Here is a 13,836-nt window from a genome sequence, read left to right as displayed (position 1 = left end):
TACAGTGGCCATCATGACGAGCTCGGGGCTTGAGCCCGCCGGCGGTGCCCGCGTGGCCGCGAGGCAGGGGTATGTCGTGGTCGATGTGGAGACCACGGGCTTCTCACCGGCGAAAGGGGACCAGATCTGTGAGATCGCGCTTGTCTCCCTGGACACCGACGGCTCGACCGTCGACGAGTGGCACTCACTGATCAACCCTCGCCGGGGCACCGGGGCTGTGCACGTCCACGGCATCACCCAGGAGATGGTCGCGGGCGCGCCGGTGATCGAGGAGGTGCTGGACGAGGTGTGGCAGCGCATCGCCGGGCGGGTCCTGGTGGCTCACAACGTCTCTTTCGACCTGCGCTTCCTCAAAGTGCTTCCGGGCAGTCACTGGCTGACCGAGACCCTGTGCACACAGCGGCTCGCGCCCGACTTCGTCCCCGGCGGGAAGTGGACCCTCGGCGCCTGCTGCGAACGCGCGGGCATTCCGCTCTCGAACGCCCACGCCGCGCTGGCCGACGCCCAGGCCACCGCCGAGCTGCTCCGCTTCTACCTGCGCCGTGGCCTCTCCTGGAAGAGCGAGCTCGACAGAGCGGCGCTGGCCCCCGGCTGGCGCCCCTCGGGCCTGCCCCAGCGGCAGGCCCGGCAGCGGTAGCGGGGCGCCTGCCCCAACGGCGGCCCCGGTGACGGTAGCGGGGGCGCCTGCCTCAGTGGAAGGCGTCCAGGCCGGTGAGCGCCCTGCCCAGGGTGAGGAGATGGATCTCTTCGGTGCCCTCGTACGTCAGTACGGACTCCAGGTTGTTCATGTGCCGGATCACCGGATACTCCAGCGTGATGCCGTTGGCGCCCAGGATCGAACGCGACTGGCGGGCGATGTCGAGGGCGGCTCGGACGTTGGCGAGCTTGCCGAAGCTGACCTGCTGCGGGGTGAGTGCTCCGGCGTCCTTCAGGCGGCCCAGGTGGAGGGCGGTGAGCTGGGCCTGGCCAAGACCCACATACATCCAGGCGAGCTTCTCCTGGGTCAGCTGGAAGCCCCCGATGGGCCGGTCGAACTGGATACGGGTCCTGGAGTAGTCGATGGCCGACTCCAGGCAGGCGCGGGCGGCGCCCACGACGCCCCACAGGATGCCGTAACGGGCCTCGGACAGGCACGACAGCGGGCCCTTCAGGCCACGGACCTCGGGCAGTACGGCTGACGCGGGAAGACGGACGTCGTCGAAGTACAGCGACGAGGTCGCCGAGGCCCGCAGGGACATCTTCCGGTGAATCTCCGGCGCCGAGAAGCCGGGCGTGTCGGTGGGGACCACGAAGCCGCGGATGCCGTCCTCGGTCTGGGCCCAGACCACCGCGACGTCGGCGACGGAGCCGTTGGTGATCCACATCTTGGCGCCGTTGAGGATCCAGTCGCCGGACGAGTCCTGCTTGGCGTGGGTGCGCATGTTCGCGGGGTCGGAGCCGTGGTCGGGCTCGGTGAGACCGAAGCAGCCGATCGCCTCTCCCGCGGCCATCCGGGGCAGCCACTCCTCCTTCTGCTCGGCGGAGCCGTACTTCCAGATCGGGAACATGGCCAGCGAGCCCTGCACGGAGACGAACGACCGCAGCCCCGAGTCCCCGGCCTCCAGTTCCCGGCAGGCGACGCCGTACGAGACGGCGTCCAGCCCCGCGCAGCCGTACCCCTCAAGGTGCATGCCCAGCACGCCGAGCGAGCCGAGCACCGGAGCGATCTCACGGGCGGGGAAGGCGGCTTCCTCGAACCAGTCGCCCACGTGGGGGAGGATCCTCTCCGCCACGAACTCCTTCACGGTGTCGCGGATGAGACGTTGCTCCTCGGAGAGTTCATCGTCGATGCGCAGAAGGTCGTTCATGGGAGGTTCCTCTCTCATCGGATCCTGTCAGGGTATTGCTGGTGTTCCGGGGAGGGATGTCAGGGTGCCGTCAGGGGAAATCCCGATGTGATCGAGCCTTCTTACCGGGCAGTCTTAAGGCATGAACGAAAACGACTTCTCGGGTGTCAGGCAGCTTCGCAGGACCAGGGACGGGCGCATCATCGCTGGTGTGGCCTCCGGTCTCGGACGCTACATCGGAATCGACCCCAACATCATCCGCGTGGCCCTCGCCATCGCCACCTTGTTCGGTGGCCTCGGTGTGGGGATCTACGCGATCGGCTGGCTGCTCCTGCCCGACGAGGGCAAGGACAGGTCGATTGTCCAGGACCTGGTCGACAAGAACAAGGACAACCCCGTCTGGCAGGACGCGCGCTCCAAGGCCGAGCAGGGCTGGGCCAAGGCCGAGCAGAGCTGGTCCAGGGCAACCAGCCAGGACCGGGCTCCGCAGTACCCCACCTACCAGGACCCGGCGCCGCGGCACGACGGCGAGTCGAAGCCGCAGGTGTGACTCAGACGGTCACCTCGGTGCGAACCCTCTCGATGATCTCCTTACAGGATCCGGCCCAGAACATGGCCAGCGTGGCTGCGACACACAGCCCAGCCACGCCGGCCAGTGCCACCACGGGTGCGGGGCCGATCCGGTCGGCGACGGCGCCGCCGATGAGGATGCCGACGCCCTGAGAGGCCAGCAGGCCTGACTGCACGAGCCCGAAGGCCAGGCCCCGCCGCTCGGCGGGAACGCACTGTACGAACGCGGCATTGGCGGCGAGCTGGTAGGCGCCTCCGACGCCTGAAACGCACCACAGGACCAGCACCAGGGGGAGCGGCGGCTCCATCGCGCACAGGATCAATGGCGCGCAGGTCAGCATCGCCATCAGGCCCATCGCGCGGAGCCGTCTTGACGGTGTGACATACCGGCTGAACAGGAACGCGCCGATGACCGTCCCGGTCGGCATGGCGCCCATCAGCAGACCGGCGACGAACGAGATCTGCTGTGGATCGTCTGTCAGGGTGGCGGCGTAGGGGGTCGCGATCCCCTCGGGAAGCACGTAGAAGCCGCACAGCCAGGCGAAGAGCACCAGCGTCCGCAGCCTGGAGTCGCCGAAGACGATTCTGGATCCGGCACGGGTCATGGTCCACATGGAGGGCCGGTCGCTGTCGGTGCCGAGGGGGGCGGGGCGCCGCCGTACTCCGGAGACCAGGAACAGTGCGGAGGCGAGGAACGTGGCCGCGTCCAGCGCCAGCGCGCGGTAGGGACCCATTGTCATGATCAAGGCGCCACCGACGGCGAAGCCCAGCATCTGCGCGCCCTGGTTGGTCATGTTCTGCAGGGCAGAGCCCGCGACGTAGCGGTCGCCCTGGAGGAGCTCGGGGAGCAGCGCCGCCCTGGCGGCCGAGAACGGGGCGCTGAGCAGCACCACCCAGAAGACCAGCGCGCACAGTACGGTGAACGAGGTCCCGGGGATGGCCATCAGCGCGACCAGGCCGGCCCGGAGCAGGTCGCAGACGATCATGATGTGCCGCCGGGCGTAGCGGTCGGCGAGACCCGCGAGCAGCGGGCCGCCGATGATCGGTGGCAGGTAGGTCAGCGCGTATACAGACGCGGTGGCCAGTGGTGATTCCGTCCTCTCGAATACGAGTACGGACAGCGCCACGCGCGAGAGCTGGTCGCCGAGGAGAGAGAGTGCCTGACCGATCCACAACGCGCGGAACTCCCTGATGGCGATGACTTCGCCATAGGTAGCTTGGCGTTCAGCCGGGCGGCGGTGCCGCCCGGGTAGCCGGCCGGGCCTGGTGGCCGCCATAGGACTCCGCTGGGCTTACAGGCATATTGACTGTGGGTGTTCGGTGCGTAACCTACGGTGCCCGTTGAATTGCCGGCGCGCAACTGAAAGCAATCAAACTCATGCAAGCTGTAATCACAAATTGTGAAATATCGGGCGCGATAAGGGCCGATATGCAATGCCGCTCCGACTACCAGCCGAGGGTGTGCAGCTTGTCATCGTCGATGCCGAAATGATGGGCGATCTCGTGAACCACGGTGATCTGCACCTCTTGCACCACTTCATCTTCGGTTTCGCATATCGAACAGATCGGGTTGCGGTAGATCTCGATCCGGTCGGGTAACACTCCCGCGTACCAATCGCCGCGCTCGGTGAGCGGTATTCCGGTGTACAGACCCAGAAGGTCTGGCTCAGGCGGATCGTCCACGACCACCACGACCACGTTGTCCATGACTCTCGTCAACTGGGGAGGGATCGTGTCCAGTGCGTCGGCCACGAGCTCTTCGAACTTCTCTCTCGAGACCTCGATCACACCTGCCATTGTGCCCTGTGTTTTCGGGTAGGGGGGAGCCGCATGGATATCACTGCCTGGGTCCAGAGGCTCCGTCGCTTCGCGACGGGGCGGACCATCCGCGCGCTGGCGGTCGTCGTCGTCGCCACGGGCGGAGCCTGGCTGGGCATCATGCTCGGCGGTACGGTGCGCGCCAACGTCGGCCCCGTTGAGGTCGGTATGTCGGCGGAACCCTCATGGACGGGGGAGACGGTTGTGGACGCCCATCCGCTGGGCACCCTGCTGTTCGACACCCACGACGCCCCGGTCGGTCTGCGCATCACCCTTCAGAACATCAACACCGCCCGGGCCGGCATGTTGCTGGAAGACCCCAAGTTCGCCGACCAGATCCCCGCGCTGCTGGAGAAGGAACTGCTCGAAGGGGTCAAAACACTCATCCTGCGTGCCGTCCTCTGCGGTCTGGCGGGAGCCCTGCTCACCTCGCTGATCGTCTTTCACCGCCCCGGGCCCGCCCTGGCGGGCCTGCTGAGCGCCGCCGTCCTGATCGCCGGTACGGGCGCCGCCGTCGCCCTGACGTTCCGGCCGAACTCGGTGGTGGAACCGAAATACACCGGCCTGCTCGCCGGGGCGCCGTCCCTGGTGGGCGACGCCGAGTCGATCGTGACCAGGTTCGAGTCCTACCGGGCCCAGCTCGCCAAGCTGGTCAACAACGTCTCCCAGCTCTACGACGCGGTCTCCGCCCTGCCGGTCTACGACTCCGATCCCGAGTCGATCCGGGTGCTGCACGTCTCCGACATCCACCTCAGCCCCATAGCGTGGAACCTCATGCACTCGGTCACCAAGCAGTTCAAGGTCGACGTGATCGTGGACACCGGCGACCTGACCGACCACGGGACAGGTCCCGAGGACAGGTTCGTCCAGGAGATCGGCAGCTTTGACGTGCCGTACGTCTTCGTCAAGGGCAACCATGACTCCAAGGCCACCCAGCGTGCCGTGAGCAAGCAGAAGAACGCGGTCGTCCTCGATGACTCCGTGAAGAAGGTGGCGGGGCTGCGCATCTACGGCCTGGCCGATCCCCGCTTCACCCCGGACAAGTCCGTGTCCGTCGACTCCGACCCCGAGTCCCTCGCCGCTCTGGGGCGTGCCCACGCCACGCGGCTCGGTCAGGTGTTCAAGCCGGTTGACCTGGTGGCGGTGCACGACCCGTCGATCGCCAGGGAGTTCTCCGGCACGGTGCCGATGATTCTCTCCGGCCACACCCACGAACGGTCCACCGAACTGCTCCCCTCGGGGACCCGCATCCTCGTCCAGGGCTCCACCGGCGGCGCCGGCCTGCGTGCCCTGGAACACGACGAACCGACCCCCGTCGCGGCCTCGGTTCTGTACTTCGATCGGAAGACGCATCGCCTGCGGGCCTGGGACGACATCACCCTCGGGGGCCTCGGTGAGCAGTCGGTTCAGATCGAACGTCACGTTGAGACCGACCCTGGCCGTACAATTTCTCCTGGGCCAGCGACCGCCCCGTCTCCGACGGGATCGGCCGATGGCACCATGACGCCTTAGCTGGAAAGCCGCTTTGGCATCGGGGCAAAAGTCCCCTATGCTTCAGAGGTCTCCAGCAGAGGACGGCAACGGAACGGAATGAGAATTCCGAGCCCCCATCGTCTAGTGGCCTAGGACACCGCCCTTTCAAGGCGGCGACACGGGTTCGAATCCCGTTGGGGGCACGGTCGAGCAGATGCTCACCGGGGAAACGGCAGGTCGCAGACCTCCGAAGAACTGGTAAGCTAAGCAAGGCAAGAACGGCGGAAGCAAAAACTTCCGACCAAAGCAAGGTCCTGTAGAGCAGTTTGGAGTGCTCGCCACCCTGTCAAGGTGGAGGTCGCGGGTTCAAGTCCCGTCAGGACCGCTCTGGTAGGTGTTCGATCCACCACCGAGGTCAGGTAGCTCAGTCGGTACGAGCGTCCGCCTGAAAAGCGGAAGGTCGGCGGTTCGACCCCGCCCCTGACCACAGCAGCTGAACAGCACAAACGCCCCGAGCCGATCACGGCCGGGGCGTTCTTCGTTGTGCTTGACGACAACGCTGACGACAACGTGCCCTAGCGGTGGGGGTTCGTGTACATGGACTCGTACGAGTTCATGTCGGCGCCGAGACGGGTGGCCCTGGCGGCGAAGAAGGCTCTTAGATTGTCCACGCCGAGGTACTTCATGTAGCCCCTGACGGCCAGGTGGCCCCGGCTCTTGCCTCTGCTTCCTGTGCGACCTTGATCAACGATGCCTTCTGCGGCTGCTAGGAGCATCCCTGCCAGTGTCTCTTCCTGGCTGTGTCGGAGATCGTCAGATGTGAGTGGTCTCCCATGGGTGTGACTTCCGATGGCTACCAGCGCCCTCACTAGTGCGTCACGATCCGGGCTGTCTGTGAGGAGTTGAGGGGGCATAGCAAAATCCTTTGGGTGTAGCTCTTCCGTAGTGACTGATTCGATCAAGCACTGAGGATGTATTCGTCCTGGTGGCGGCGGTGGTGGACACGCTGGTTCTCGCGGTCGACGTGGAAGGTCCAGTACTGATCGAGATCGTTGTTGGCGATCAGGGCGCGGAGCTTCAAGATGGCCTCGGCTCCAGCCAGTCCCCACCGGGCTCCAGTGATGTCCAGACGGTCACCGATCAGGTAGCGGGCGCTTCCCTCCACGACGCCGGTGGCGATCGGCCAGCCCTGCTCCAACGCCTGGTCATAGCGCAGGAACGGCCGGTGGCTGGTCAGATAGCGGGCAGCGGCGGTGAGAGCGTCACCTCGGCTGGTCGTCCGGGCCTGCAGATCGGCGATCACCTCCTCGATGCGGCCGGCCAGCAGGGCGAGCGCCCAGCCGGCGACGCGGTGCTCAGCGGCCGGATCGTCGGCGGTGTGCAGGCAGCGGGCCGCGCGCCAGAGGTATTCCAGCACGTGGATCAGGTCGCAGACGATATGGATCGGTACGCGGCGGCGCTCGGCCTCGGCCTGCAGCAGGTGGATCTGGTGGTGGTCGCCGTCGGCCAGCACCACCCAGGTGCGCGCATGAAGGCTGTCGCGGGCCTCGGCCTGGTCGAACATGAAGGTGATCACCTGCTCGGCAGAGTCGATGACCGAGGCGTAGACCCACTTGCCGGACGCGCGCGGCCCGGTCCGCACCTGGCGGTCGCCGCTGCGCTCGCCGAGGCTGATCACGTCGTGGGGGCGGCGGGGCGCGGGCACCGCGTCGTAGACCACCGCCAGGGTGGCCATGCGTTTGCGATGCGGCTTCTCGCCGGAGGTCAGGCGGGTGCGGAAGCGTCCGCGATGCCGGGCAGCGGCCACCAGGTCCTCGATCTGTCTTTTGCCGATCACATTCCCACACCGGTCGGTGATCGCGGCATGGGCGGCGTCGAACGAGCCGCGCACCGCCTCGGCAACGGCCAGCCGTGCCAGCCCGTGGCTGCCGGCCCGCGGGTAAGGCCAGCAGGTCATCGGCCGGATACCGATTGCGCCGGCCCGGCAGGCGCAGCGCGCAGCGGCGCACCGTCACTGTGCCCACCACCGTGGCCAGTAGCCGCTGGTGCCCCTTCTCCAGTCGTCCCGGCGGATGTGCGGCCGCCAGGCGGGCCTCCTCCCGCTCCGCGCGCAGATCCAGATGATCCTGCAGCAGCTGCCGTACCAGCCGGCGGCCCCGCCCCTCACACAAAACTTCCAGCTCGGCATGGGACAGCTCGCCCGTGACCGGATCGGCCAGTTCGGCGAGCAAGAAATCGAACAGATTCCTCGAGATTGCAAAGCAGTCAGCTCTGACCGCGGTGTCGTACGGTGTCATCGGCTCTTCCTTGCCGGTCGATTCGATTGGGTCGCACCTTCGAACCTCCGGCAAGCAAGAGCCCCCGCCAACCACCACCACCGGCACATCACGGTGACGAGCCGCCGCCCGCCCCTACCCGCTACCGGGCGACCTGCCGATGGACCGGCTCGGCCAGGGCGAACAGCCCGGGCTCGTCCATCGGTGGCGGGCCGGCCCTCCCCGCTCAGGATCTCCTCCGCCACCTCGTGGGCTATCAGCAGCCGAGACAGCCCCTCTTCCTCGGCCTCCAGCCGCGCCTGCACCTCGGCGAGCTGCTGGCCAAGCTCCTCGATCCGCTGGCGGGCTTCGGCTTGCCGCCGCGCCAGTTCCTCCAGTAACGACCCCATCGCCACCACCGCCTCGCGCGCCTGCACCCACAGTAGAAGGCGGTTTCACGATCAAACAGCCAGGACAGCGAACGCCCAGCTCAGCCAGTCACTGCAAAAGACCTACACCCGTCCTGGCGTGCGGCGAGCAGGCCGGCCGCGAGCCCACTGCAACCGGCAAGGAGCAGCAGCCCGGACAGGTACGTCGCCCACGGGCTGATGCCGCTGCCGACGAACTCCACCACGAGCCACACCCACAGCACCGGGCCGACCCATCGCGGATGCACGTGCGAACGGAAGTGGGCGATCGACAGCAGCAGGATGCCCACCACGGTGCCGACCACACCGATCATGAGGAACGAGAGGATCAGGGCCGACTGCTCCTGCGCGGCGATCAGTTGGGAGTAGGCGTCACGGTGGGCAGGCTCGTCGGCCATCACGATCTGGGTGAGCGTCCAACCGCCGGCTACGGTGTGGCCGAACGCGCCGAGCACCCCGAACACGCCACCGATGATCGTGAGCCGCGGGAACCTCGGCCGCAGCCAGGCGACCAGCCCCACGACCGAGACCGCGAACGGCAGTTGGGACCAGAGGAACATCTGGGCGGCGGCCGACGCGCCCGCACGTGCGTCAGCGATCGTGGCGAGCCACTGCGCCCGGTCATCGGGCAGCTCGGGCTGCAAGGCCATGAAGCCAACGCTGAGCAGGGCAAACGCGAGGAGGCAGACCGCTACGAGAAATCGAAGGTGTCGTGTCATGTGCAACAGTCAAGTCTGAGCGGCCCGTCGCTGTAGTCGGCCGAAAGTGGTCGGCACATGTCAACTCCGGACTGATGTCTTCGACCTCCCCGTCCCCTACAGTTGACCCCCATGGACGTGTGGTGGCGCCGGGCCGTCGATGCCGGCCTGTGTTTGGCCGTACTGGTCACGGGCCTCACCGAGGTGTGGCTTCCGCTCGAATCGCGGCAGGGCGACGGGGATCCGCTCGCGACGAGCGTGCAGGTGCTGGTCGTCGCGGCTTCGCTGTGGTGGCGACGCACCCACCCGATCCCGACGATCGCCGTGACGATTGCCGGGCTATGCGCCTCGGGCCAGCTTGGGTTCCTGCTGTTCTTCGGGCAGTTCGTGCCGTTCCTGATCGCCGTGTTCTCGGTGGCGCGCCATGGCAAGGGACGCGAACCGTGGATCGGTGCGGCTATGGCCAGCGCGGCCCTCATCTACGCCGACCTGTTCATTGAGCTGCTCGGCGGGTTCAACGAAATGCTGTACCACTGGGGTGTTGTGGGCGTCTGCTTCGCCTTCGGGCGCTGGCAGTCCATCATGGCCCGCCACGCCCAGTCCTCCCAGCGGCGGGCGGTGGCGGCCGAGGTCGCCGCAGCCGAACAGGCGGCACAGGCCGTCATCGAGGAACGCACCCGCATCGCCCGCGAGCTGCACGATATCGTCGCACACGCGATGAGCGTGATGGTGGTACAGGCGGGCGCGGCCGAACAGATGGTCACCGACGACCCCGACCGGGTACGCAGTACTCTCGCCACTATCCGACGCACCGGCAACAGCGCCCTCGCTGAAATGCGACGGGTAGTCACCATGCTTCGCGACACCGACGAGGTCGGCCTGCTCTCACCCCAGCCCGGACTGTCGGGCCTGCAGACACTGGTCGACGACGCTCGGAAATCCGGGCTCCCCGTGGAGTTCGCCGTGGCCGGCGCGCCGCGGGCACTGCCCGCCGGCCTCGACCTCGCAGCATTCCGGATCGTGCAGGAGGCGCTGACCAACGCGCGCCGCCACGCCAACGCCGCCACCGAGGTCAGCGTGGGAGTGACATTCAGCACCGACAAGCTGCGCATCGATGTACGTGACGACGGCTGCGGGCGCCCGGGCACCGCTGGAACCGGACACGGCCTGATCGGAATGCGGGAACGCGCGGCGCTGTACGGCGGAACGCTGCAAGCCGCCCCACTACCCGACCGCGGGTTCGCCGTCGCCGCCGTCCTTCCCCTGGAACCGGCATGACCCGCGTGATGATCGTCGACGACCAGGCGCTTCTACGGGAAGGCTTCCGACTCATCCTCGAAAGAAGCGGCCTGGAGGTCGTCGCCGAGGCCAGAGACGGAATCGAAGCCATCACCGCCTGCGCCGAACACCGCCCCGACGTCGTCCTCATGGACGTACGGATGCCCCGGCTGGACGGCATCGAAGCCACCCGGCGGATCGTGACGCAGCAGCCCGGCGTCCGCGTGATGGCGCTGACCACCTTCGATCTCGATGAGTATGTGTACGGCGCCCTGCGGGCGGGCGCCAGCGGGTTCCTCCTCAAAGACGTCCCTCCCGATGACCTGGTACACGCGGTGCGCGTCGTGGCCCGGGGCGAGGCGATGCTCGCTCCCAAACTCACCCGCCGGTTACTCGACCGGTTCGCCACCGCGCCTTCCACCAGTCCAGCTCCGCTGCCCAACGTGACCGAACGAGAAGCGGCCGTGCTGCGGCAGGTCGCACGAGGTCGATCGAACACCGAGATCGCCAGCGCACTGTTCCTCACCGAGGCCACGGTCAAGACCTATGTCTCCCGTCTGCTGACCAAGCTGAACCTCCGCGACCGCGTGCAACTCGCAGTCCTCGCGTACGAATCAGGCCTCGTCCAAGCCGGCGACCGAGGCTGGGGCGCATAGCCCGTCACATTGGGCTCGTTTCAACTTGAACCCGCAGGTCAGGGGTCTGGTGTGATCGCGGTTGGGTGTACTCGTGCTGCTGGTGCCCGGTAATCATGGCGGGTGATCATCTGTCACGGGCGGGTCAGGTTCTGGGCGATTCGCCACAGCCGACGGCATCCCGGCTCTAATCCGAAAATCGGAGCGTCACTGGGCAGGCGGTAGCGAACCCCGGCGTCGGGACGCGTCGGGGTTGGTGATCGGCTCGGGTGGTCAGGCGGTGGGTTCGAGGATGACCTGGTAGCCGAGGGCTTCGAGCTGGCGGATGTGGTTGCGCTTTTTGCGTTCCGGGCCGATGCGGTTGGCGTAGTAGTCGGCTCCCAGGTTGATGAAGTGGGCGTCGGGGTCGGACAGCAGGTGCCAGATGATGGTCAGCAGGGAACGACCGACCGCGACGATCGCGCGTTTCTTTCCGCGCCGGCGGGCGATGCGCCGATAGCGTTCGCCGAGGAAGGTGTTGGTTCTGCCGGCGATCACCGCTGCCTCGCCCAGGATGCGCGCCAGGTAGGGGTTGCCGTGCCCGGTCCCGGCGTGGCCCTTCTTGCGTCCGGCTGACTCCTTGACCCCGGGGGCGAAGCGCGCCCAGGAGGCCAGATGCCCCGGGGTGGGGAAGCGGCTCATATCGGTGCCGATCTCGGCGAGGATTACCGCGGCCGAGGTGGGGCCGATGCCGGGAATCTCATCCAACCGTGCCGCCGCTGAGGCGAAGGGCGCCACCAACTCCTCGATCTTGGCGTCGAGGTCGGCAATGTCGCTGCTGATCGCATCGACCCGGCCCAGCATCTTGCCCAGCAAAAAGGCGTGATGATCGGTGAAGTGACCGGTGAAGGCCTCTTCCAGCAGGGGAATCTTCTTGCGCAGGCTGGTACGGGCCAGCTGCGCCAGCGCCGCCGGGGTGCGTTCCCCGGCGATGAGGGCGGCCATCATCGCCCGCCCGGAGGCCCCGAAGATGTCGGAGGCCACCACCGACAGTTTGATCTGCGCATCTTCCAGCAGCTTTTCCGCCCGCTGCTTTTCGGCGGTCCGTGCACCGACCAGGTCGATCCGATACCGGGTCAGGTCCCGGAGCCGGCGGATCTGCGGCGGGGGGACGAAGCTGGCGCGCAGCATCTGCCGCTCGGCGACCTTGGCCAGCCAGACCGCGTCCAGCCGGTCGGTCTTGGGACGGCCGGGCAGAGCTTACGAGCACCCTGCACAGGCTGCCCGCAAGAGCCGCAAGGACGAAGCGAATCTAATCCGCGTGCTCAAAGCACAGTGAAGGGCCCACAGCGCGGCTCCCGGCGTTCGACTAACAAACGGCCTCAACCAGACCAAGCACCTACGACGTCGGCGAGCAACCAACCCGATTTTCACCCCGGAACGGGCATCCCGCCAGGGATATCGAGGACTAACAACAGGTCTGGACAATCCTGGACGACCGTGGACTGAAGGACTCCGCAGAGGCCGCCCGGCCAGGCCTGGAAGACGGCCGTGGACAGTCCTGGACCGTCGTGTTCTAACTCGTAATGAAGTGTTCGAGTTACGGCCGTGACGATCGCTGACTTCGCTACTCGTCGTAAGTGGCCGGGGCGATCTGGTCGGTCGCGCCGCGCAGCGCGTCCATGTGTGCGAAGGCGGCGTCGGCGAGCGGCTCGGGTTGGCCTGACACCAGCCGCAGCCGGAAGCGCGCGGCCTCGGCCAGGGTGCCCAGGCGGTCGGCCTCGGCGAGTGCAAGGTGGGTCCGTCCCCAGCGGTAGCCGCGGCGACGCTGTGAACCCGGAACCTTCCGAGACCCCATGGTGTAGGAGGATTCGTGAGGTATTGGCTCCCCTTCCTGGTCGTTGCGCTGGCTCTCGTGATGGTCAGTTGCAGCGCAAGTCCCGCTCCACCGGCCGAAAGCAGGCATGGAAATGCCGGACCGGATCCCGTAGCGCAACTACGTCGCCCTTGGACGGTTGAGCGTCATCAACCGGGAACGCGATGTCCGGTCACCACCAATGCCACGCGACCGGACAAGGCCCTGGGGCCGGTTCAGGGCGGATGGCTGGTCGGGCCGATAGGGCTGGGAGACGGCCGCCTGGATTACCTTGCACCCGATCCCGCAGACGGGTGGGCAGACCCTACCTGGGCTGGTCAGAAAGTGGCGTGGGCGGTGAATCCCGCGCTGACCACACCGGTTCTGATCCGCGGCCGGCAACTCGACGGGCCTGGCGACGTCAGGTTCGACGACCCAGCCGTCGAAGAACTCCTACTCGATCCGACCAAGGATGCACTGCCCGGCGGCTGGCGAGACTACCCATCCTTGACCCGATTACGAACTCCTGGCTGTTACGCCTACCAAATCGACGCGGCAGTGGGCTCTTTCACGATCGTCTTCCGTGCCGTCGGCCCGGTGGTGGCTTCCACGCATAGCTGAACCTCAGGCCGAGGCGTTGGTGCACCGCCGCCATCGATGTCGACGTCTTCTGCGCGGCGTTGCGGCCCACGTCGGCGGCAAGACGGCGGTGATAAACCCACCGACGTGAGCTCTTCCTTGGACGGCGGAGGCTGGTGTTGACGCCGTGGGTTCTCTGAACGCTTCGAGTCTGCACCGCCGGCTACGAGATATGGGGCTGACGACAACGGTGACGACAACATCGGCCACCACAGGCGCACGGCGATAGTTGTCCACAGCCCCCTGACCTCGTGTCCGTTGAGCGGAGCAGGGCGGTCGGTCCGCCTGGCTCGAAAATCGGTGAGTTAGTGGGCAGGCGGCAGCGAACCCTGGCCAGTGATGTCGGGGCAGGGTCTGCGGGGTGGGAATTGGGGTCAGGCGG

General features: G+C 67.0%; 14 protein-coding genes, 3 tRNA genes and 1 pseudogene. 10 read left to right on the top strand and 8 right to left on the bottom strand.

Translation table 11 applies throughout. The features are described 5' to 3' along the window. Positions 1–13 precede the first annotated feature (13 nt). The gene (locus ACIN94_RS24600; RefSeq protein WP_400710223.1) at positions 14–637 is read left to right on the top strand and encodes an exonuclease domain-containing protein; all 624 of its coding nucleotides are present in this window, start codon (positions 14–16) and stop codon (positions 635–637) included. Between the two features lie 52 nt (positions 638–689). Here ACIN94_RS24600 and ACIN94_RS24595 read toward each other — a convergent pair whose 3' ends face one another. Beyond that, positions 690–1,847, bottom strand: a complete 1,158-nt coding sequence (locus ACIN94_RS24595; protein ID WP_400710220.1) for an acyl-CoA dehydrogenase family protein — start codon at positions 1,845–1,847, stop codon at positions 690–692. Positions 1,848–1,968: 121 nt separating this feature from the next. On the opposite strand from ACIN94_RS24595, the gene ACIN94_RS24590 reads away from it, so the two are divergent. Then, a complete protein-coding gene (locus ACIN94_RS24590) occupies positions 1,969–2,376 on the top strand; it encodes a PspC domain-containing protein (RefSeq protein ID WP_400710217.1) in 408 nt (135 codons plus the stop codon). A gap of 1 nt (position 2,377) precedes the next feature. Here ACIN94_RS24590 and ACIN94_RS24585 read toward each other — a convergent pair whose 3' ends face one another. Together ACIN94_RS24585 and ACIN94_RS24580 are read right to left on the bottom strand one after the other, a co-directional pair. Next, the gene (locus ACIN94_RS24585; RefSeq protein ID WP_400710214.1) at positions 2,378–3,673 is read right to left on the bottom strand and encodes an MFS transporter; all 1,296 of its coding nucleotides are present in this window, start codon (positions 3,671–3,673) and stop codon (positions 2,378–2,380) included. A 169-nt stretch (positions 3,674–3,842) separates the two neighbouring features. Beyond that, the gene (locus tag ACIN94_RS24580) at positions 3,843–4,193 is read right to left on the bottom strand and encodes a metallopeptidase family protein (protein ID WP_400710211.1); all 351 of its coding nucleotides are present in this window, start codon (positions 4,191–4,193) and stop codon (positions 3,843–3,845) included. Between the two features lie 33 nt (positions 4,194–4,226). Between ACIN94_RS24580 and ACIN94_RS24575 the strand changes: the two genes are divergently transcribed. The 4 genes from ACIN94_RS24575 (at position 4,227) to ACIN94_RS24560 (ending at position 6,174) form a co-directional block, all read left to right on the top strand. Next, entirely contained in the window at positions 4,227–5,726 is a 1,500-nt protein-coding gene (locus tag ACIN94_RS24575) for a metallophosphoesterase (protein WP_400710208.1), read from the top strand. 91 nt (positions 5,727–5,817) lie between these two features. Then, positions 5,818–5,890, top strand: a tRNA-Glu gene (locus ACIN94_RS24570). Positions 5,891–5,997: 107 nt separating this feature from the next. Further along, positions 5,998–6,072 (top strand) — tRNA-Asp (locus tag ACIN94_RS24565). A 28-nt stretch (positions 6,073–6,100) separates the two neighbouring features. Further along, positions 6,101–6,174 (top strand) — tRNA-Phe (locus ACIN94_RS24560). 88 nt (positions 6,175–6,262) lie between these two features. Here the strand turns inward: ACIN94_RS24560 and ACIN94_RS24555 are convergent. Further along, the gene (locus ACIN94_RS24555) at positions 6,263–6,649 is read right to left on the bottom strand and encodes a hypothetical protein (protein ID WP_400710205.1); all 387 of its coding nucleotides are present in this window, start codon (positions 6,647–6,649) and stop codon (positions 6,263–6,265) included. After that, positions 6,646–7,984: pseudogene (locus ACIN94_RS24550) on the bottom strand (ISKra4 family transposase). The gene ACIN94_RS24555 and the pseudogene ACIN94_RS24550 overlap by 4 nt, the downstream one beginning before the upstream one ends. Before the next feature lie 26 nt (positions 7,985–8,010). Here ACIN94_RS24550 and ACIN94_RS24545 point away from each other — a divergent pair. After that, positions 8,011–8,343 carry a hypothetical protein gene (locus ACIN94_RS24545; RefSeq protein ID WP_400710202.1) on the top strand — a complete coding sequence of 111 codons (333 nt, stop codon included), beginning with the start codon at positions 8,011–8,013 and terminating at the stop codon, positions 8,341–8,343. Between the two features lie 89 nt (positions 8,344–8,432). Here the strand turns inward: ACIN94_RS24545 and ACIN94_RS24540 are convergent, their stop codons facing one another. Further along, a complete protein-coding gene (locus ACIN94_RS24540) occupies positions 8,433–9,020 on the bottom strand; it encodes a hypothetical protein (RefSeq protein WP_400710199.1) in 588 nt (195 codons plus the stop codon). 180 nt (positions 9,021–9,200) lie between these two features. On the opposite strand from ACIN94_RS24540, the gene ACIN94_RS24535 reads away from it, so the two are divergent. Together ACIN94_RS24535 and ACIN94_RS24530 are read left to right on the top strand one after the other, a co-directional pair. Further along, a complete protein-coding gene (locus tag ACIN94_RS24535; RefSeq protein ID WP_400710196.1) occupies positions 9,201–10,346 on the top strand; it encodes a sensor histidine kinase in 1,146 nt (381 codons plus the stop codon). Next, positions 10,343–11,002 (top strand): response regulator, encoded by a 660-nt coding sequence (locus ACIN94_RS24530; protein ID WP_400710193.1) that lies wholly within the window; start codon positions 10,343–10,345, stop codon positions 11,000–11,002. Before ACIN94_RS24535 ends, ACIN94_RS24530 begins: the two co-directional genes overlap by 4 nt. Positions 11,003–11,254: 252 nt before the next feature. Here ACIN94_RS24530 and ACIN94_RS24525 read toward each other — a convergent pair whose 3' ends face one another. Continuing rightward, the gene (locus ACIN94_RS24525; RefSeq protein WP_400710600.1) at positions 11,255–12,217 is read right to left on the bottom strand and encodes an IS110 family transposase; all 963 of its coding nucleotides are present in this window, start codon (positions 12,215–12,217) and stop codon (positions 11,255–11,257) included. A gap of 370 nt (positions 12,218–12,587) precedes the next feature. After that, positions 12,588–12,818 carry a hypothetical protein gene (locus ACIN94_RS24520; RefSeq protein WP_400710190.1) on the bottom strand — a complete coding sequence of 77 codons (231 nt, stop codon included), beginning with the start codon at positions 12,816–12,818 and terminating at the stop codon, positions 12,588–12,590. A 354-nt stretch (positions 12,819–13,172) separates the two neighbouring features. On the opposite strand from ACIN94_RS24520, the gene ACIN94_RS24515 reads away from it, so the two are divergent. Continuing rightward, positions 13,173–13,436 (top strand): hypothetical protein, encoded by a 264-nt coding sequence (locus ACIN94_RS24515; protein ID WP_400710187.1) that lies wholly within the window; start codon positions 13,173–13,175, stop codon positions 13,434–13,436. The last annotated feature ends 400 nt before the right edge of the window (positions 13,437–13,836 follow it).

This window comes from Streptosporangium sp. NPDC087985 (genome assembly GCF_044741965.1).
GTDB lineage: Bacteria > Actinomycetota > Actinomycetes > Streptosporangiales > Streptosporangiaceae > Streptosporangium.
Note: the sequence above shows the minus strand (reverse complement) of the source record. Positions and strands in the feature narration are given on the sequence as shown.